This is a genomic window from Alteromonas sp. 5NW40-0090 (assembly GCF_057552975.1).
In genome coordinates this window covers 292,906-313,072 of record NZ_BAAJLT010000005.1, presented here as the reverse complement: position 1 = coordinate 313,072, position 20,167 = coordinate 292,906, and the positions used below count along the sequence as shown (strand labels likewise).

The 20,167-nt window shown below is 42.4% G+C and carries 20 protein-coding genes; 4 read left to right on the top strand and 16 right to left on the bottom strand.

Going from position 1 to position 20,167, the window contains the following annotated elements; genetic code table 11:
- Positions 1 to 152: 152 nt before the first annotated feature.
- The 9 genes from fnr to ccoN form a co-directional block, all read right to left on the bottom strand.
- Entirely contained in the window at positions 153 to 890 is a 738-nt protein-coding gene (gene fnr, locus AC27KT_RS08520) for a fumarate/nitrate reduction transcriptional regulator Fnr (RefSeq protein ID WP_014949596.1), read from the bottom strand.
- 45 nt (positions 891 to 935) lie between these two features.
- A complete protein-coding gene (locus tag AC27KT_RS08515; RefSeq protein WP_487129044.1) occupies positions 936 to 1,595 on the bottom strand; it encodes a sulfite exporter TauE/SafE family protein in 660 nt (219 codons plus the stop codon).
- The gene (ccoS, locus tag AC27KT_RS08510; protein ID WP_014949594.1) at positions 1,582 to 1,812 is read right to left on the bottom strand and encodes a cbb3-type cytochrome oxidase assembly protein CcoS; all 231 of its coding nucleotides are present in this window, start codon (positions 1,810 to 1,812) and stop codon (positions 1,582 to 1,584) included. The genes AC27KT_RS08515 and ccoS overlap by 14 nt, the downstream gene beginning before the upstream one ends.
- Position 1,813: 1 nt before the next feature.
- Positions 1,814 to 4,282 (bottom strand): heavy metal translocating P-type ATPase, encoded by a 2,469-nt coding sequence (locus AC27KT_RS08505; RefSeq protein WP_487129042.1) that lies wholly within the window; start codon positions 4,280 to 4,282, stop codon positions 1,814 to 1,816.
- Positions 4,282 to 4,761, bottom strand: coding sequence for a FixH family protein (locus AC27KT_RS08500; protein WP_039227668.1), 480 nt, complete (start codon positions 4,759 to 4,761; stop codon positions 4,282 to 4,284). The genes AC27KT_RS08505 and AC27KT_RS08500 overlap by 1 nt, the downstream gene beginning before the upstream one ends.
- Before the next feature lie 224 nt (positions 4,762 to 4,985).
- On the bottom strand, positions 4,986 to 5,939 hold the full coding sequence (gene ccoP, locus AC27KT_RS08495; RefSeq protein WP_014949592.1) for a cytochrome-c oxidase, cbb3-type subunit III: 954 nt from the start codon (positions 5,937 to 5,939) through the stop codon (positions 4,986 to 4,988).
- A 16-nt stretch (positions 5,940 to 5,955) separates the two neighbouring features.
- Complete coding sequence (locus tag AC27KT_RS08490) at positions 5,956 to 6,117, bottom strand: cbb3-type cytochrome oxidase subunit 3 (protein WP_014949591.1); 162 nt, start codon at positions 6,115 to 6,117, stop codon at positions 5,956 to 5,958.
- 1 nt (position 6,118) lies between these two features.
- Positions 6,119 to 6,724 carry a cytochrome-c oxidase, cbb3-type subunit II gene (gene ccoO / locus AC27KT_RS08485; protein WP_014949590.1) on the bottom strand — a complete coding sequence of 202 codons (606 nt, stop codon included), beginning with the start codon at positions 6,722 to 6,724 and terminating at the stop codon, positions 6,119 to 6,121.
- A gap of 15 nt (positions 6,725 to 6,739) precedes the next feature.
- Positions 6,740 to 8,173, bottom strand: a complete 1,434-nt coding sequence (ccoN, locus tag AC27KT_RS08480) for a cytochrome-c oxidase, cbb3-type subunit I (protein WP_014949589.1) — start codon at positions 8,171 to 8,173, stop codon at positions 6,740 to 6,742.
- 229 nt (positions 8,174 to 8,402) lie between these two features.
- On the opposite strand from ccoN, the gene AC27KT_RS08475 reads away from it, so the two are divergent.
- Positions 8,403 to 8,882: a hypothetical protein gene (locus tag AC27KT_RS08475; RefSeq protein ID WP_487129038.1), complete on the top strand. Its 480-nt coding sequence runs from the start codon at positions 8,403 to 8,405 to the stop codon at positions 8,880 to 8,882.
- Positions 8,883 to 9,009: 127 nt separating this feature from the next.
- Here AC27KT_RS08475 and bfr (AC27KT_RS08470) read toward each other — a convergent pair whose 3' ends face one another.
- The 3 genes from bfr (AC27KT_RS08470) to AC27KT_RS08460 form a co-directional block, all read right to left on the bottom strand.
- Positions 9,010 to 9,477 (bottom strand): bacterioferritin, encoded by a 468-nt coding sequence (gene bfr, locus AC27KT_RS08470; protein WP_014979359.1) that lies wholly within the window; start codon positions 9,475 to 9,477, stop codon positions 9,010 to 9,012.
- Entirely contained in the window at positions 9,477 to 9,953 is a 477-nt protein-coding gene (bfr, locus tag AC27KT_RS08465) for a bacterioferritin (protein ID WP_014949586.1), read from the bottom strand. Before bfr (AC27KT_RS08465) ends, bfr (AC27KT_RS08470) begins: the two co-directional genes overlap by 1 nt.
- Before the next feature lie 134 nt (positions 9,954 to 10,087).
- Positions 10,088 to 11,659: a cation:proton antiporter domain-containing protein gene (locus tag AC27KT_RS08460; protein WP_487129035.1), complete on the bottom strand. Its 1,572-nt coding sequence runs from the start codon at positions 11,657 to 11,659 to the stop codon at positions 10,088 to 10,090.
- A gap of 339 nt (positions 11,660 to 11,998) precedes the next feature.
- Here AC27KT_RS08460 and AC27KT_RS08455 point away from each other — a divergent pair, with 339 nt between their 5' ends.
- On the top strand, positions 11,999 to 13,630 hold the full coding sequence (locus AC27KT_RS08455; protein WP_487129033.1) for an FMN-binding glutamate synthase family protein: 1,632 nt from the start codon (positions 11,999 to 12,001) through the stop codon (positions 13,628 to 13,630).
- A gap of 78 nt (positions 13,631 to 13,708) precedes the next feature.
- Here the strand turns inward: AC27KT_RS08455 and AC27KT_RS08450 are convergent, their stop codons facing one another.
- A complete protein-coding gene (locus AC27KT_RS08450) occupies positions 13,709 to 14,185 on the bottom strand; it encodes a c-type cytochrome (RefSeq protein WP_487129031.1) in 477 nt (158 codons plus the stop codon).
- Positions 14,186 to 14,388: 203 nt separating this feature from the next.
- Here AC27KT_RS08450 and AC27KT_RS08445 point away from each other — a divergent pair, with 203 nt between their 5' ends.
- Together AC27KT_RS08445 and AC27KT_RS08440 are read left to right on the top strand one after the other, a co-directional pair.
- On the top strand, positions 14,389 to 14,811 hold the full coding sequence (locus AC27KT_RS08445) for a universal stress protein (protein WP_487129029.1): 423 nt from the start codon (positions 14,389 to 14,391) through the stop codon (positions 14,809 to 14,811).
- Between the two features lie 125 nt (positions 14,812 to 14,936).
- Positions 14,937 to 15,293, top strand: a complete 357-nt coding sequence (locus tag AC27KT_RS08440) for a diacylglycerol kinase (protein WP_487129027.1) — start codon at positions 14,937 to 14,939, stop codon at positions 15,291 to 15,293.
- A 37-nt stretch (positions 15,294 to 15,330) separates the two neighbouring features.
- Here AC27KT_RS08440 and AC27KT_RS08435 read toward each other — a convergent pair whose 3' ends face one another.
- The 3 genes from AC27KT_RS08435 to AC27KT_RS08425 all read right to left on the bottom strand — a co-directional run bounded on the left by AC27KT_RS08435 (position 15,331) and on the right by AC27KT_RS08425 (position 20,125).
- The gene (locus AC27KT_RS08435; RefSeq protein ID WP_014949580.1) at positions 15,331 to 15,681 is read right to left on the bottom strand and encodes a hypothetical protein; all 351 of its coding nucleotides are present in this window, start codon (positions 15,679 to 15,681) and stop codon (positions 15,331 to 15,333) included.
- Positions 15,682 to 15,884: 203 nt separating this feature from the next.
- Complete coding sequence (locus tag AC27KT_RS08430) at positions 15,885 to 17,081, bottom strand: tyrosine-type recombinase/integrase (protein WP_487129024.1); 1,197 nt, start codon at positions 17,079 to 17,081, stop codon at positions 15,885 to 15,887.
- 1,739 nt (positions 17,082 to 18,820) lie between these two features.
- Complete coding sequence (locus AC27KT_RS08425; RefSeq protein WP_487129022.1) at positions 18,821 to 20,125, bottom strand: DUF2254 domain-containing protein; 1,305 nt, start codon at positions 20,123 to 20,125, stop codon at positions 18,821 to 18,823.
- Positions 20,126 to 20,167 lie beyond the last annotated feature (42 nt).

The window sequence follows — 20,167 nt, the reverse complement described above, 5'->3', positions numbered from 1 at the left end:
TTTAGATCAAGAATTTTACGACGCGACCATGAGTGAACTTAACGATGTAAATATGGAGCAACCGGCGTGGTGCTGAAACATTAGATAGGTGGCTAACACAGGTCACAAAAAAGCGCGCTTAGTGTGCGCCTTAATTTACACTTAAAAAAGGACTAACCGCAGACAACGCTTGGGCCGTTAAGCGCCGCAAGTTTGGTGTTTAGTCTATCGAAATCTAAAATAGTAATAAGCTTTCCGTCCACCTTTATAATGTTGTCTTTTTGGAAACGGCTTAACAAACGGCTAATAGTTTCGATGGTTAGTCCTAAATAATTTCCTATCTCGTTGCGCGTCATGGTGAGATGGAATTCTCTATGGGAGAAGCCTCGCTCTTCAAAGCGCTGAGAAAGATGTGATATAAAATACAATAAACGCTCTTCTGCGGTTCGCTTGTTTAAAAGCATGATCATGTCGTGATCTTGTTTTATTTCAGCGCTCATGAAGCTCATGATCTGGTGGCGCAGCTTTGGAAATTGCACTGACATTTCGTCGAGGGTCTCGTAGGGAAGCTCACACACCATGGCAGTTTCTAACGCAGAGGTATAGCTTTGGTGTTTGTTCTCTCTTAATGCATCGAAACCGATAATGTCACCAGGAAAGTGGAAGCCGGTAATCTGTTCTTCACCTTCGGTATTAGTCACAAATGATTTAAATGAACCGGTTCTCACTGCAAATAGAGAACGGAATTTATCACCAGTTTGAATCAGCGTGTCACCTTTATGAAGCGGCTTCTTGCGTTCAATAATATCGTCAAGAGATTCGATTTCTGTTTTGTTTAACGCCACCGGTAAACAAAGGTGACTGAAACTACAGTTTTGACAGTGAATAGAAAATTGGCTTCCTTTGCTCATAATGCACGCTCTCTAAAAGAATACCCGACAATAATACACCCATTTTTAAACGATTGCGCCATGAATAAGATAAGCGGCATATATTGCCATTATTACTGCAATAATTTGTCTAAAATGGTTATGTTGAAAACTTCGAACAATATATTGGCTACCAGCGCTAGCGGCGAGCAAGGTGGGTAATGTACCCAAACCGAAGAAGAACATAATAGCAGCGCCTTCTAGCGCATTACCCGCCGCGAGAGACCAGGTAAGTGTGGAATACACCAAACCGCAAGGAAGCCAACCCCAAATAAAACCATAAGGCAACGCACTTAAAGGGGTCTTAAATGGCAAAAAGCGTTTTGAAAGCGGCTGCACTTTGGAAAATAGGCCTTTACCCGCATTTTCCAGTACCGTTAAGCCAGTCCACCACTTACCCAAATAACACGCCAGTAGAAGCAACATGATTCCGCTAAGTAGGGAAAGGGCATAGTTGGCAAGAGGTATATAATCTGCTGCAATTTTTCCAAGTGCCCCGGTTATTGCTCCGGCGATGGTGTAGCTCACTATACGTCCCATGTTATAGGCAAGGGTATAGGGTAGTGCTGAAGCGCCTTTAGGCGATACCATCCTTAGCGCAGCGACAATTCCACTGCACATTCCCACACAGTGAACTCCGCCGGCTAAGCCGATAAGAAAGGCAGAGAAGTAGTTAATCCCTTCCATGTGGCGCTTGGCTTTTGTCTACTTTACTGTCTTGAAGTTGCTTGCGTTGCTCAGCTAGCTTTTTTTCTTCTGGCGGAAGATCATCGTCAAACAGTATGCTATAACCTTGGCGATCTAAATCTTCAAATTGATTGGTTTTCACCGCCCAAAAGAATATCACGATAGCGACGGCAACAATGATGATGGCGATTGGAATTAATACGTAAATAATACTCATGCTATTTGCTCAAAAGTCGCGTTGAGTTTGTGACTACAATGATACTGCTTAACGACATACCAACAACAGCCATCCACGGTGAAAGTAGGCCTGATACGGCGAAAGGTAAGATCAAAACGTTGTAACCTACCGACCAGCCAATATTTTGCCTTATTTTTTGCTTCACTTGATGCGCAGTTCGAATAAGCTCTGGTACAGAAAGCAGCTGATCGCCAAGCAGTATCACGTCGGCGGCAGTTTTAGCCACGTCTGTGGCATTACCCACTGCAATCGCCACATCAGCGCTGGCAAGAACTGGAGCGTCGTTAATACCATCCCCCATCATCATCACTTTCGCGCCAGATTGCTGCATAGCTTGAACGGCTTCGTACTTTTGCTCAGGTGTTAGGCCACCTTTAGCGGTCGAAATTGGCAATGGTGCGGTAAGCGCATTAACGTTTTGCTGTGTATCACCACTTAAAACGGCGAGGGTATGGCTTGCAGCTAATATATCGAGAGTTTCTTGCGTATCTTCTCTTAGTGAATCCTTTACTTCATACGCCGCCATAATACGCCCCTTAACCGTGAGAAACACGTTAGCTGAAGGGAACGCTTCAATGAGTTTTAGCTGAGATTCGTGAACGCTGAATGCTGCAGAACCCATAGAAAACAACGTGTCATTGATCTCACCGCTGATACCACCTCCTGGCGTAACGGTAAAATTAGTCACTTTGTGTACCGTGTTATCGGTAGCGTCAGCACTGTCGCTAGAAGCAGAAATCTCGCTTAGGGCTACACCGTCGCTAAAGGCTATACCGTCGCTAAAGGCTTTGGCAATCGGATGTTCAGAGCGTGACTCCAAAGCGCGGGCAATTGATAGCGCACTATTACTATCCACACCGTCAGCGTACCAGGCATTTGAAATAGTAAATTTGCCTTTTGTGAGCGTGCCGGTTTTGTCTAATGCGATGGTGTCAATGTCAGTAATTTGTTCAAGCGCATCGGCCCGTTTTAGTAAAATACCTTGTCGGTTTAACTTTGCCATAGCACAGGTTAACGCTGATGGCGTAGCCAACCCTAATGCGCAAGGGCAGGTTGCAACCAGCACCGATATGGTGATCCAAAATGCCTCGTCGCTACCCTGATACGCCCAAAAGCAATAGGTCAACGCCGAAATCAGCAATACCGCGGTAACGAAATAGCGAGAAAAATTATCGGCTATCTGCGCTGCTTTAGGTTTACTCGCCATCGCACTTGCTTGCAGTCGTACAATTTGATTTACCAGCGCATTTTTAAGGGTCTGCGTAACCGTAATGGTTAGCGTACCATCTTGACAAACCGTGCCGCCGTAAACCGGGCTACTGTTGGACTTACGCACGGGGTTAAACTCGCCGGTAAGCATAGATTCGTCAACCGCTGCGTTGCCGTCGGTTACCACCCCATCAATGGGGACTGTTTCACCAGGCTTCACTAGCACTACGTCGTCAATTTTTAGCTGCTTAGCCAGACACTCGGTTAGGCTACCATCCGGATTTAGTTTGGTCGCTGATACGGGCACATACTGCATCATATTGGCAGAGATCTGTGCGGCGCGATGACGACTGCGATGTTCTAAGAATCGGCTAAGCAACAGCAGAAAAATAAACATACAAATGGATTCGAAATACACTTCACCTTGCTCTAATACTGTAGAACGAATTCCAGCAATGTAAGTACCGAATATTGCGAGCGTAACGGGTACGTCCATATTAACCGTTTTAGCGCTTAGCGCTTTAGCGGCGCCCACATAAAAGGTGCTGCCTGAATACAGCACAACAGGTGTAGTTAGCGTAAGGGCAACCCAGTAAAAATATTGGCGGGTCTCTAACTCAATGGCGCCAAACCAATCAAAATAAAGCCCAGTCATCAGCATCATTACCTGCATGGTCATAATGCCTGCTAGGCCAAGCTTTTTTAGAAAGGTCTTTTGTTCGCGTTTATAACTGGCTTCGTGTTCGTCGGGGTGAAATGGTGACCCAACATAACCAATGCGTTTTAGCGTAGATAGAATTTGGCTAAGCTTAATTTGAAACGGTGACCAAGTGACTAAAGCGCGGCGCTCTTGTACATTCACCGCGACTTGCTTTATTCCTTCTACTTTCGACAACTGCTTTTCGATAAGCCAGCCACACGCAGCGCACGTAATACCTTCAAGGGTCAATTGAATCTGCTTGTCCTGACCTTCTTCAAACACGAACTCTTCTTGTAGAGAAGGGTCGTCATAGACTTTTAGCTTATCTAGTGTTTCTAAAATACCATCGTCAGATTTTTGCGCCGGTTCGGTTCTAAACTGGTAATAGTCTTCCAGGCCGTTGTTAACGATCGCTTCAGCTACCGCTAAGCAGCCAGGGCAACACATGTCTCGTTGTTGCCCTAAAATGACAGTAGTAAATTTCCCATTGTCTGGACTCGCTATAGGCAAGCCGCAATGGTAACAGTCGTGCTGTGTCATTATGGATTGAATTTCATTTTGCCAGTGTGGGGCAGATAGACCGTGTTTTGAATTTTCCAGCTATCATCAATCGGCGTCAGCGATATGCGCCATTTACCGTCAAGGTTTTCTTCAATAAAGCCGCGATAAATGCCGTTAGCGTCGCGACTCAATAAAACGCTAACATCGCGCTCTTCTAGCGTTACGTGATAGAAACTTAATTTAACCGCGTTACCTTCTTGAGGGATCCCCGAATGAAATTGCAGCGCTATGCTTCCATCTTCAATGGTTAAATCAGTGGTGATATTCATGCGGCGGGCTATTGCTTCTTTGTCCAGACGGGCATTGATTGCTTTTCCTTCCTTGTAGTAATCGTCTACCACCAGGCTATCTTCGGTGCTAATAGCAAGGTTTAACAACACGCCACCCATGATGAGTGTAATGATAGGTACGGCAATTAAAAACCAGGGCCAGAACTCTTTATACCAGGGTCTATTCATCGAAATCTTTCTCGTATTTACTTCACTAGCAACGTCGCTAACAACATATTTATTATTGCTACATCAGTTAATAACAATAAATATAGTGTTGGGGACGCAGGTCCAAGGCGCACAAAATGTGTTCGCTACAGCACTTTCTGTATTGCTGTCTATATCGCTGTATTTTCTCATAAAAAAAGCCCCGTAGTAACGAGGCTTTTTAAGATATTTAATGATTTAAATCATTAATCATTTGAAAGGCTGTAAACATACGCTGCAACAACGTGAATTTTGTCATCACCCAAGGTTTTCTTGAATGAAGGCATTACACCGTTACGACCGTAAGTAAGCGTTTCTGTTACCGCTCTGTGGCTGCCGCCGTATAGCCAGATATTGTCAGTAAGGTTTGGTGCACCAAGTGCTTGGTTACCTTTACCGTCCATACCGTGACAAGCCGCACACGCTGCGAAACGTGCTTTACCTGCTTCTGCAAGCTGAGGGTCCACATCGCGACCGCTTAAGCTAAGTACGTAGTTAACCACTTCTTCGATACCGTCTTCACCCATAGCATCTAGCCATGCTGGCATAGCGGCTTTACGACCAAGCGTAAGAGTTTCAACGATTTTCGCACCTGAACCACCGTACAACCAGTCGTTGTCCGTTAGGTTAGGGAAGCCGCCATTTTGACCACGTGCATCAGAACCGTGACACTGAGAGCAATTTTGTAGGAACAAACGCTGACCTACTTTGTTTGCTTCTGGGTCTTTAGCCAGTTCTTCAACAGGAACTTGTGCATACGCTTCGAAGATCGGATCGAACTTCTCGGCAGCGAAATCTAGTTCACGGTCATATTCCACTAGGTAGCCTTGCTCTTTAGCGTCAATACGCGCCTGAGCTGACTCTTCTAGCGATTGAATATTTTGGTTAGAGCTCTTCCAGCCCAAAATACCTTCATACGCACCTAGGCCAGGATAAAGCGCTAGGTATAAAAAGCCCCAAACGATGGTCATGTAGAACATAATTGTCCACCAGCGAGGAAGTTGGTTGTTCAACTCCTCAATACCATCAAATTCGTGGCCCATTGACTCACCTTCAGCTACGCCGGTCTTGTTAGAAAGGCACCAGCGAAGAAGGAAGTAGCAACCAATGATCAACCCTAGGGTTATCACTGAAATCCAAATTGTCCAAAACATACTCATGAGTTCGAGACTCCTGCTAATCTTCTTTTGATTTTTCTTTTTCTTCGTCTGCAAACACTAGGTTTGCAGCTTCATCGAATTTTTTCTTGTTGCGGCTGCTAAACGCCCACCACACAACACCGATGAAGCTTACAAAGACGATGACAGTAAAAATGCTGCCTACAATTCCCTGGTCCATATTATTTCAAATGTGTGCCAAGAGATTGTAGATAAGCAATAAGGGCCTGCATTTCCGTTTTACCCTGTACTGCCGCTTTCGCACCCGCGATATCTTCGTCGGTATACGGAACGCCAAATCCACGGAATACTTCCATTTTTTCAGCTGTTAACTCGCCATTAAGCGTGTTTTCCGCGAGCCAAGGGAAACCTGGCATGTTCGACTCTGGTACCACGTTACGAGGATTAAGCAGGTGAACTCGGTGCCATTCGTCGCTGTAACGACCACCAACACGTGCTAAGTCAGGACCAGTACGCTTAGAACCCCAAAGGAAAGGGTGCTCCCATACTGATTCGCCAGCAACGCTGTAGTGACCATAACGCTCTGTTTCAGCGCGGAATGGACGGATCATCTGGCTGTGACAACCTACACAACCTTCACGGATGTAGATATCACGGCCTTCAAGCTCAAGCGCGGTATATGGACGTAAGCCTGTTACCGGTTCCATGGTTTGCTGTTGAAACATCAACGGCGTAATTTGAACCATGGCACCGAAGCTGATAGCGATAAGGATTAATACCGTTAACAGACCGACGTTCTTTTCAATTAACTCATGTGCGTTTTTCATTATTCGTCTCCTTTACTACGCCGGCTGAGTCGCTGGGTCTGCAGCGATACTGCCTTTAGGTGCACGAACGGTTTTCCATGTGTTGTATGCCATAACAAGCATACCTGCTACCACGAAACAACCACCAATGAAACGAACCACATAGAAAGGCTTAGACGCTTCTAATGACTCAACAAAGCTATAGGTTAACGTACCGTCAGCATTTACTGCACGCCACATTAGACCCTGTAGTACACCAGACATCCACATTGCTACGATGTATAGAACAACACCGATAGTTGCAAACCAGAAGTGTACGTTAACTAGCTTGGTGCTATACATAGCGCGCTGACCGAATAGCACTGGAATTAAGTGGTAAATTGAACCAATTGAAACCATTGCAACCCAACCTAGAGCTCCAGAGTGTACGTGACCAATTGTCCAGTCAGTGTAGTGAGACAGTGCATTAACGGTCTTAATTGCCATCATTGGACCTTCGAAGGTAGACATACCGTAGAAAGACAACGAAACAATTAGGAAACGCAATACTGGGTCGGTGCGAAGTTTATGCCACGCGCCAGATAGCGTCATAATACCGTTAATCATACCACCCCAAGATGGAACGAATAGGATAATAGACATCACCATACCTAATGACTGAGTCCAGTCTGGTAGGGCAGTGTAGTGAAGGTGGTGAGGGCCAGCCCAGATATACAGAGAAATAAGTGCCCAGAAGTGAACAATTGAAAGTCTGTATGAATAAACCGGGCGACCGGCTTGCTTAGGTACGAAGTAGTACATCATACCAAGGAAGCCCGCAGTTAGGAAAAAGCCTACCGCGTTATGGCCGTACCACCACTGCATCATAGCGTCTACTGCGCCTGCATACAGTGAATACGATTTAGTGAAAGATACCGGAATAGCCATGCTGTTACCAATATGAAGAATTGCAACAGTTAACATGAACGCGCCTAAAAACCAGTTTGCAACATAAATGTGCGAAACTTTACGGATTACTAGGGTTCCGAAGAAGTTAATGATATAAGCGACCCAAACCAGTGCCAAAAGGATATCAATTGGCCATTCTAGTTCAGCGTATTCTTTTGAGCTGGTTAAACCCATAGGCAGGGTGATAACAGCTAAAACGATAACGGCTTGCCAACCCCAAAAGGTAAATGCGGCAAGTTTGTCACTGAACAGTCTTACCTGGCAGGTACGCTGAACGATGTAGTACGACGTTGCAAATAGCGCACAGCCGCCGAAGGCAAAAATAACGGCGTTAGTGTGCAACGGACGCAAACGTGAGAATGTTAGCCATGGTGTGTCAAAGTTAAGCATAGGTGCAAATAACTGCGCGGCAATAAATACCCCTAGGCCCATACCAATGATACCCCAGACTATGGTCATGATGGTAAATTGCCTAACTACTTTATAATTGTAGTCAGGTTGTGCTTGGCTTATTTCACTCATTTTAATGAATCTTCCACTTCAAATGAACTATGGTCTCCAACTGCCGGAATAGTACGGTCGAGACGTGTATCAGCTAAGGAATAACGCTTCACACCGAGCTCGGAAAGAGTAATAATTATTGTCTCCAAGCCAGTTGGTACGCGGATGATAAGGTTTTTAATTACAAAAAGATACCATAAACTACCTAAGCTTGATCTCCGTCAATGAAGAAATACACAAAATTTAAGAAATGCTAAATATCGATAACAATAAACGATCAAAAATTTTACATTCTCAGCTTCCGTTAGTGGCTATTATTGTCGTAGCCGTATGCGTGTACCTTGCTCATAAATTCCAATCATCGGCACTAAAAGATACAGATGTAATTAATGGAATAGGAAATAGCTGCAACTTTGTCAATGAAACTTGCGAATTCTTAATTGATGACAAGTTGGCCATTGCCACTTTTTCAACCATGCCTGAAGCCGAAGAGTCAGTAACGGTTAAGCTCTTGGTTCCTGAGGGAGAGGAAATAGAAAGCGCATGGATTGAAGGGGTAAACATGTATATGGGCAAAATTCCCGTGCTGTTAGATAACGACGAGGAAGGAAAATGGTCAGGTTGGTTTATGTTAGGAAGCTGTAGTGAGCCAGTGATGAAATGGCAGCTACGTCTAAATATTAAAGATAAAGAAAGTCCCAGCTATTTGTATTTTGTTACGCAGCAGTAACTGTTTAAAATGCAATAAGACTCTCTCTAAATAAGGGAGAGTAAACAAACAAAAAAGGCCGCTCTTTATTTTATTTAAGAGCGACCTTTTATTATTTACCTGTAAATTATAGCGTGAACGCTATTTCTTACATTTGAGACTGAAGGTAGTTTTGAAGACCTAGTCGCTTAATAAGGCCAAGCTGCTGCTCTAGCCAGTGTGCGTGATCCATCTCTGTGTCGTCTAGTAGTACAATTAGCATGTCACGAGTTACATAGTCTTTCTCGGTTTCACAAAGCGCAATGACTTCACGTAACTTTGCATCAACTTCATATTCAACACGTAAATCGCTTTCTAGCATCTCAGGTACATCTTTACCCACTTTGAAGCCTGTGCGCTTCGTCATGTCAGGTGTACCTTCTAAAAACAGCATGCGTTCAATCAGCTTAGTTGCATGTCCACGCTCGTCATCAAACTCGTGGTCGATGCGTTCGTAAAGCTTATTCAAACCCCAATCAAGATACATCTGAGAATGAATGAAATACTGATCCATGGCGGCTAACTCATAAGAGAGTAGTTCGTTTAAGCCATTGATGATTGCTTGGTTACCTTTCATTAGTCATCTCCCATTACTTGCGCTTGTAGGTAGTTTTCTATACCCATAGCATCAATTTGGTATTCTTGCGTTTCAATCCAGTCTAGGTGCTCTTCTTCATATTCAAGAAGGTCTTCAAGCAAATCACGAGAAACATAATCCTGCTTTTCTTCACACAGCGCGATAGCTTCACGAAGTAGTGGAAGCTGTTCCTTTTGAAAACGCGCATCACATGACAGCATTTCAACGGTATCTTCACCGATATAAAGCTTGCCTAACGCTTGAAGATTAGGAAGGCCCTCAAGGAATAAAATGCGCTCGATAAGATCGTCCGCTTGCTTCATGTCCTTGATAGACTTTTTATAATTCTTTTCGTTAAGTTCAGAAAAACCCCAGTTTTTGAACATACGAGCGTGCAGAAAGTATTGATTTATCGAAGTAAGTTCACTTGTCAGTACTTCGTTCAATTTTGCAACAACTTGTTTATCACCTTGCATTGTGTAAACCCTATTAACGTATTTGCGTGAAGTTTAGTCTAAATTTGACTGCATGTCAAAAAAGTCTTTGTAAAACAGTTGTTTACAAACGATAACGTTTCTCAATTCATCCATTGTTCGCATTTAGAACAGCATTACTGTTGTGCACGCGCATAAGCAAGACTTTCTTCTGCAAAACCAAGCCCTGCTTCGGTAAAGAAGTTGAAGACTTTATCTACACCATTTTCTAATAAATGTGACACTTCATCCTCATAGCGTGCAATGGCTGCGACTTTTCCAACATAGCCCGCGTTTTTAAGCTGACGTGTGATGTTTATTGAGTCCTGGATAGAAGGCAGAGCAAGCAAAACAAGCTGAATCTGTTTGATATCTAAATTATCCCATAAATCGACGTCTTCACCGTCGCCGCATATTACTTTTAAGCCTTCGTCTGATAACTCTTTTACTTTTACTCGGTCGGCGTCCATTCCCCATACGCTCACATCACTTAATTTAGATAACGCATTGAAGGCACCGCGACCAACTCGTCCCATCCCCAACACTAAAAACTCCGCGTTGTGGAGAGTAGGATAAATGTCTTCTTTTAAGCGCTCGTTTTTCTCAAAACGTTTAATGGTGTGTTTATGATTGTGATATTGAGAATGAGAATTTCGATAGAGCACGCTGGTAATAACGAATGAAATAGATACGGCTAAAGCAATCACCACTAACCAAGAGTTTGCCAATAAACCTAATGAAACGGCTAGTGCGCCAACAATAAGCCCAAATTCACTGTAATTTGAAAGCACCAAGCTGCTCAAGTAAGCCGTGCGACCGCGAAGGCGAAGTGACGTAAATAAGCCGAAAAAGAGTGCTGCTTTTAACGGTATAAATAACCAGAACACGATAGCTAGGACAATCATACTAAGATCGGGAAGGGCGGTAAGACCGATAGTAAGGAAGAAGCCAATTAAGAAGAGATCCTTAAAACTGAGCAGCGACTTCGCTAGCTCCGAAGCCTTTTCATGTTGCGCTAACATGATTCCAAAGATTAGTGCCCCAAGATCGCCTTTAATGTTAACCAGCTCAAACAAGTGATAGCCACCTAAGGCGAGGATAAAGCCAGTAAGCGGAAGCAGTTCACCGTGGCCCGATTTACTAATCATTTTGTTTATGATTGGCATTGCTGGGAATAAGGCCAACAAGGCGAGCGCCCACACAGAGGGGAGCTTTCCAGTTGCTGCAACAAGGAAGATTACAGCAAAAACGTCTTGCATGACCAAGATGCCAATGGCAAGGCGGCCGTGGCGGGTTTTACTTTCGCCACTTTCTTCTAATACTTTAACCACGCACACTGTGCTACTGAAACTAAGGGCAAAAGCGATAAGCGCAGCGCTTTTCCATGTAAGCCCATCAACGAAATTTGCTGCAACCGCACCTATCGCATAGACGCAACAGGAAATAACGCCCACCCATACTAAGGTATGTGAAACGCTTCCCGCCCAAACTTCTCGACGACTCAAATCGCGGATGTTGAGTTTAAGACCGATGGTGAAGAGCATAATGGTGATGCCCAAGTTGGCTATCTGGGTTAAATCTTCAGTAAGCGTGTAGCCTGCAAAATTTAATAAAAAGCCAGCCACCAAGTAGCCAACTAAAGGAGGAATGCCAATAAGTTTAACCGTTAAGCCGCAAACAAATGCGAAAAGAAGAAATGCATACTCCATGAATTACCTTTCAGAAAATGTTGAACGTAAAATCCGTTACCTTTTTATAGGTCACATCATCTATTAACCAGTGATAGCTACAAATCGCCCAGTCAACTCGCTAATTGAAAGGTTTTAGACTAGCATGCAATGGCTTGTTTTCGCAGCTAAAAAAGCATTGTAATTGTATATTTTGGTAACGCGTAACCCAGTTGAGCTAAAAGCTGGCTCAGCATATTTAACATTTAAATCAGTCATTTACCGCTAAAGTAAATCTAGTTCCCGATTTTAGGTGTATTGAACAGGGTAGTAGGCATATTATTTTGTTTAGATATGACTAAAAATAAAGAAGGACTTTGAATGCGTTTAACAATTCTAACTGTGCTAACCCTGCTGATCGCTTTCAACGTGGTAATTGGCGTATTGTGGGCGCCGGTGTGGTGGTTTTTACTTTTATCAGTCACGCTACTCATTTTTGGTCTATACGATGCCTTCCAAACAAAACATGCCATTTTAAAGAACTTTCCATTAATTGGCAGAGTACGATGGACAGTCGAGGGACTAAGGCCCTACATCCAGCAATACATCATAGAAACCGATACTGGCGGAGCACCTATTTCCCGTATGTTTCGTTCAATTGTTTATCAACGTGCGAAAAACAGTAGAGAAACGGTTCCCTTCGGTACTCAGCTAGATACGTATAAAGATGGCTATGAGTGGATTGGCCATTCTTTATCTGCTCGCGAAGTGGAAGACATGGATGAAGATCCCCGAGTGACGGTAGGTGGTCCTCATTGTAAAAAGCCGTATCGTGCAAGCATACTTAACATAAGCGCAATGAGCTTTGGAAGCTTGTCAAAAAATGCCATTTTGGCGCTAAATAAAGGTGCTGCAAAAGGCGGGTTTTACCACAACACAGGTGAGGGGGGGTTAACCCCGTATCACCTTGAAAACGGTGGCGATATCGTATGGCAAATTGGTACGGGATACTTTGGTTGTAGAAGTAAAGATGGCGGTTTCGATCCTGTTCTTTTTGAAGAAAAAGCTAAACTCGACAATGTAAAAATGATAGAAATAAAGCTAAGCCAGGGCGCTAAGCCTGGACATGGTGGTATTTTACCTGCGTATAAAAATACCCCTGAAATAGCTAAAATAAGAGGTGTTGAGCCTGGAACTCAAGTGGATTCTCCCCCTAGACATAAAGCGTTTGCAACGCCTTTAGAAATGGTTGATTTTATTAGTCAGTTACGCAAGTTAAGTGGCTATAAACCAGTGGGTATTAAGCTGGCGCTGGGTAGAAAAAGTGAGTTCATTGCCATGTGCAAAGCCATGGTAGAGAAGGACGTAACGCCAGATTTTATAACGGTAGACGGGGGCGAAGGAGGTACCGGCGCCGCACCGCTTGAGTACACAAACTCTATAGGATTTCCTCTGCGTGAAGCGTTGGCGTTTATTGACGATTGTCTCACTGGTTTTGGTATTCGCGACAAAGTTAAAATTATTGCTTCTGGAAAAATCATTACCGCTTTTCAGTTAGCGAAAAATCTAAGTTTAGGCGCCGATCTATGTAACAGTGCCCGAGGAATGATGCTGGCACTTGGATGTGTTCAGTCGCTGTCATGCAATACGAATAAATGTCCGACTGGTGTAGCAACCCAAGACCCTAAGCTTGCCAAGGGCTTAAACGTTGAAGACAAGTACGAGCGCGTGTACCGTTTTCACAAAAAAACTATTCATGCGCTGATGGATATCTTGTCTTCTACGGGACATGTGAGAACTAGCGAACTAAATCGTACCCATATATTTAGGCGAGTAGATCAGTGTCATATTGCGCGTTACGACGAAATTTTCCCGTTAGTTAAAACAGGAAGTTTCTTAACCGACGACGTTCCCGATAGATTTAAATTACACTTAAAAGAAGCAAATGCTGAAAGCTTTATGCCTTGTAGTTTATTGGCAGAAATCGAGAAAGAAACGAAAGCGGTATCTTAAAAAAGCTAAGCCATGACTCCTAATCAAATACCGATTGTGGAGTCACGCTTAACGATTTTTAATGCCTAAAACTGCGAGTTAATCTTTAGGTTGCTCGCTTGGAATACGCAGTTGATAGAGGCGGTAATCACTAGTCCTGTAGGGTGTTACTTTATATTTAGGCTGAAGATACGCCACTAAATCTATTAGTTCAGAAACGGTTAGCTCGTCGTTTACAACTCGCATTAATGACACACCGTCTTCGCTGGTGAAACTGGCAGGCTGTCGAGGAGTAAGTTTGTGTGATGGGTTAATAATACTTGTCACCAACTCTGCATAAGTTTTAATTCTTCCACTGCTGCCTCCCAATGGAATAGGCTTCGCGACTAAGTATTGCGCATTGTCGGACTCTTTTTCCCCTGCAATTCTGTGACAGTCTTGGCACTGATACTTCTTAAATACCAGATAGCCTTGTTCCATATTGCCTTCGGGCAAGCTAAAACCGCGAGGTGACTGCGCGCCTTGGTCACAGGCAAAAAGGAGAAGCGTTGCTATTATAACTATTGCCGTTTTCATACTCATTTCCCTCATTCTTTTATGGTAAGGATACGTAACGTTTTTTAGAACTAATGTGCATACACTGATTATGAATGAGGATGCAGACTAATCATTGACCTAGCTCAAAGAATAATCATTTATATAGCGCTACTATTTAAAGGAATTAGCTAACGGTATGGTAGAAAAGCACTGCTACCAAACAAAAATTGAGGACAGCCACAATGCAAGGTTACGAAACAATTTTAGTACCTATCGACGTTTATTCTGACTACGAATTAGTGGTGGAGAAAGCCATCGCAATTGCGGGCAATAGCCACAAAATTCACCTCCTGTATGTTGCCTATCCGCAAACGAATGTAGAGCCTTATGGATTATTCCTAGAACGAGACTTTTCAGAGGAAGTAAGAGAGCAGGCACTAAGGCACTTAAAAGACGTTGCCGCAAAACATGGTATACCTTACAGCCACATCAATGTAGAGATAGGCTCACCAGCTGATGAGATTCACCACATGGCGGAGAAGATAAATGCAGATCTCATTGTTGTCGGCACCCACGGCCAGAGCGGCCTTCGTTTGTTACTCGGGTCAACGGCCAATGCAGTACTACATGGTGTTAAAACAGACGTGCTAGCTGTGAAAGTATAAGTTAATGCGGCGATTAGCGTCGAAAATGTCTTAAATGTTCATGATAAATATCTTCGCCGTCATGTAGATGTAACGAAGGTCAGATACGTTTTGTAAGGCTGTAACTAATCTTAAAATTACTTATCATGAAAACAAAACGGACAGGTATTTTACGCGTACTCTATGCCACTTACTATTCACTTAAGGGGCTTCGAGCAGCCTTTTTAAGTGAAGCTGCGGTCAGACAAGAAGTTTTAGCAATATTGATAATGACACCTGTAGCGTTTTTCATCGACGTCACGCATGTAGAACGTATACTGCTGGTGATATCTTTACTGATTGTGCTTATCACTGAGCTACTCAACACCGCTATTGAGAAACTCTGTGATAATGTCAGTACAGACATCCATTTATTAATAGGGCTTGCTAAAGATATCGGCTCGGCAGCAGTGTTCATTAGCCTAATAATGGCCGGCTTTACGTGGATTAGCATTCTTTGGTAGTGCAATTTGCGATTATAGGCGGAAAGAAAGCCCTAATTTATAGGGCTTTGATTTTCTGGTCACAACATTCTGATACTAAGGTTCTAATTGTGCTATCTAAGTTTTTAATGTGCGAATAATGCAATGAAGTTTCACCACCGTTATTGATATCTTTTATCGTAAAAACAACATCATCGCCTCGTGAAGTTACGCAGATTCTCACGTAATCATCAGATTGAGCTAATGGCACGTGGAGATATAACGGCTCATTGTTTGAGTTTAAATAATCTAGCGCTGCTTCTTGTGACTTGAAAGGGTCTTGCTTCTCGGGTTGGACATTCCATGACGACGAGGGAACCACCATTTCCGCGAGTAATTTTCCATGCTTTGTATCAATACCGCTACTCATATATCACTCCTTTTACTTGAATGTTTGCCAACTTAGAAAACCTATTCATCAATATAGGTTTAGGGCAAATTTACCTTTTGATACGCGAGTAATACAGTTTCAGATTGGTAAAAGAATGAAGAGAGTAGGTGAGTTGGACGTTGTTATTGATGTGCTTGGTTACGCGTAACTTTAATTTACCTAAATTGCTGTATTTACATGTTTTATCTTTTCCGTTTTGCCGACAATTTAGCCATTCCACCACGCTTTACGTTAGCCTGTTTTGTATAATGCCCAGGCATTTCCGGTGATTGCCAACCTCCAGCCAGTTGAAGCTCGGGTAAAGATGCACCATCTTCGGCTAGAGAAACTGCACCACCAACACGACCGCTATGAGGGGTAATGTTTTCGCTAATACCTGCGCGTTGAGCAATGCGTTGCCAAATCCTGTAGACACTCGAATAGTTAAGTACATTTGCCTTATGACTGGGAATGTTCTCATCGAATGGCAAAAGTGCTGTTTTATGGTTTGTTAGTCGTCTAAACAAAACGCCTTTGTGCAGGCCGCGTAAATCTGAAGAAAGGCGGGGTGCTTTAGTTTTTGGGTCAAGATTAGCTTCGTTAATATACTCTTGAACCATAGATATAGTGCTGGAAGAAACATAGCGATATTGACCTTGACCAGACTGGTCGCTTTTCGAAGAAACAACCAATAGCGTGTTATTACGCGCAGATATATCCTCGATGCAAACTCGAACTAATTCATCAGCGCGAAGCAATGCATCAAACATCAGGTTAATGATTGCAAGGTCGCGGAGCTCTAATAAAGAATCAGGAATAATTGCATTGTTTATTTGTTCAAGCATATCTATGGTAAGCGGAACCGCTTGTTTGTGAGACAAGCGAAACTTTCTATTTTCTATAAGCGATAAACGGATGAAGTCTCTTAGATACGCAGATCTAATAATTGGGTTTGGCAATTTAGCCACGCCTAAAAATTTACTAAGGGCAGATAGCCTACGTTTAATGGTTCTATAGGCTAGGGGAGAACGGCACAACGCTTCGACATATTGTTTAATGCAGATCTCATTGTGTTCGAAGTTGTTCTTAAAGCCACTTAATCCAGCTTGCTTACAAAAAATTGCGAACTCATTGTAGTCACTAATGTATGCCCGTTGTGTGTTGTATGGAAGCTTGGTAAAAATATCTTGATAATAGCTTTCAACGTTTTTATCAGAAGATGAACATTGACTTGTTGTTAGGTCGTCAGAACCTGACGTGTGCTGCTTACCACGAGAGTACTCGATACCAAAAGTTGGAACCGTCGCGCTACTTGAGTCTTGTGGCTGTGTGCTGCTATCACTGTTGCTGTTAACTAATTGAGTTGTGAGCAAGTATGAGCTATTAGTTTTTGAGGGCATTGAGCAACCTGGTGAAGACATTATTGTGATTATTATGCTAGATTTAACAGAACTTGATAAGCTATTGATATATAACAATATTCACGCATGATAACTGTGATTATCATGCGTGAAGGTACACACTAATCCATTTATCACTCCACAAACCGCTTTACTATTATAATCTCAAGTCCATTGCTACTCTATCATATTACTGTATATATAAACAGTTTGGCTGTTTCAATGCCGTCAATTGTTGGCCTATATTGTAATTATTCCAAACCATATCGCTAGGTAAGGCTTGTGGCCTGCTGATATAGTGCTTTTTTGTTCAATTTAAATCGTGCGCTACGTGAAATCTGCAAGGTAACACCCCGAATGCGCGCTCAGATTTCACGTAGCGACGCCTAAAAAATAAGCTGAAAAGTGATAAAAAAACACCCTAAGAGCTTATTTATCAAAGAAGTACTTCACATGATTTACTTCCAACATGCTTGCTGGTTAGTCGGACATTTTTCAAAACTAAACGAGTTAAAAATAAACGTTACAAAAGCGGGATAGGCGATAACCTAGTAGTTCTTACCTTTGCTTTTTATATGCTTTTCATAGAGCGGCTATTTAATGGCGACTACGGTACGACGATAATAAAACGTCGATACGGTACGTTGCCGAATAAACGACGTCTACGAAGATATGAATTCAATAAATATCGCGTCGATTATTTTTAATTCTACGTGCTATCCACGCTACCCAACTTTAAAACAACGAACGGTCTTCATGCTCAATATTTAATTTAGTAAGTAGTATAAACAATTGATGATATTTAAAATAAAGAGCAATTAATAAATGGGATTTAGCGGCCGTAATTATTACATTTAACACTAAATGTTAGAAAAACCTAAACCATACAGCTAGTTGTTTTACCTTTTAAAAAATTAGTTTCCTTTATTTAATTTATCAGCGTTAAGCCTTTGTTATTTGAGCTAGTAATTAATTTTTCTAGCTGTGCGTTCATTATTAAAAGTAAAGAAGATTCAAGCCTGATACATATTTTTAAGAACATGATTAAGTTAATTATATGCCTGTGTTAATTGTCATTAAACCTTTCGAATACCTAATTATTTCGGGAAGGATAGCGTAGAACTCCTTGCAAGGCTCCATCTGGCTCATTCACTATCAACTTTAATAGTCTATTTAACATAATATACATTATGCGTAATTAAGTATATGGACGATGAGGGCGTTGATGTCGCTCTATTTGGTTGTTTTGTTGGCTGTGATTACTTACAGACTTTTATGCGTGGCTGTTGTGTTGGATTGATTTTGAGATTGGTGCTTGTGCGTGAACATCTCACTTACATCAGTACTTTTAATTTAAAACTGCTCAGATGACTTGATTTGGTCGTAATAAATTGAATCGTGCGCTACGTGAAATCTGTAGCACTACACCTCACAAAATATATTTTTATTCACGTAGCGTTACATTAGTTTTTTGAGTAATTATGGGTATAACTAACAAATACAAAGACTCAGTCTTTGTATTTTTAAAATAGGCTTTTATTAATTAAGTGTGGATTGTTAGCTATTAAAAAGTTGTTGTGGTTTTCTGAGTTGTAGCTAATCTGATTGACTACAAAAAGAAACTCGTTCGACCATTTACGTAGATTACATGGTTTGCGGTATGCAGAGTTTATATAGACTGGCTAACTGTTTACTTTAACCATTTTTAGCAGTGATTTTGGCGGTAATAACTTACACGTTTAGTTATCATTGTAAACGCGCTCAATTCGCTTAATATCGTCTTCGTAATCCAATGCCAACTTTGCACGTTCGTAACTTTGCTTCGCTAACTTAGACGCCGCCTCAACAAAATCTCTTTCTATGCTTGTATCTTCATTTTTAAAACACGCTTTAATTGTTTTTAGTGACTTTTGTATTCGGATAGCAACTTCAATATTAGCAGCACCATCACGAGCGATGCTGGTGTACGCATCGTCAAATAGATCGTTCACATTTAACGCAGGCAATGAAATGCGGTCATATTTAAACTCCTCACGCTGAGCGCTATCGTTTTGTGAGTTTCCGGTTTCAGTTTCGGATTTGGGCTTGTGCCACAACAACATAAGGCGTGTAATGCTGCTAATGCTATTTATTGCAGTACCATGGTCATTAACCGATGGCGATAATGCACGAGATGCAATTTCTGCTAGTACAATAAAACCAAAGCGTGGATCAGCCTCAAAGGACCTGGCTTCACCTATAGTAAATGCGTCAACAATTTCATCTGATACTACCTTTTTATTTGTATATGCTATGGCACGCTCTGGTGAGACAAACTCACCGGGTAACATGGCAACATTGATGAAGCCATCGTTTTTATCAGCCCAGTGTTGCAGTTTGGCAATATCTATAAGCTGAATATAGCCCACTTTTTTAGTATAAATGGCATGAGTCCCCTGCTCTTTTATTTGCTCTTGCGGTACTGCGCCTAAGCACGGCATATCTATTCTATTTTTAATCGCGCGTGTAGTGGCGTGCTCCACTTTTAATAGCGTTGACCCCACGCGCCCTAATCGTGCAACGCTGTCTACCCACCGGATAAAAGTCAAAATAACTATCGAAAAAGCCAGACAGGTTAGACAAAATAAAATGAAAAGCCCGGCTTCATCAAAAAAAGCTTGAGTCATTGCAGTAAGCGCTACGGCACTATAGATAAAAGCGCCTATGAAAACTGACAATGCATTTTGTGATACATCATCGGATATTATAAGGCTTAGAGAACGCGGCGTTGACGACTGACTGGCCGAAGCATAAGCATTGACCATGGTTCCTGCAGAAAAGGTGGCGATCACCATCATGCTAGATGCCATTATTGAAAGCAGCGTTTCAACTGATTCGGGTTTTATTTCAGGAATATGCTCAGCCAATGATGTGCCGTCTGCTACTTTAGCGACGAATACAGCAAAGATTGAGAGCAAACAAAAGCCAAGAGGTTTTACCCAAAGCTTTTCTTTTACACTGTATAAAAGGAAACGCAGTCTATCTACGGTAATCGGTGCTTCCATAAAACACTCCTTGTATTTCCACTACGTTTTATACGTACCGCT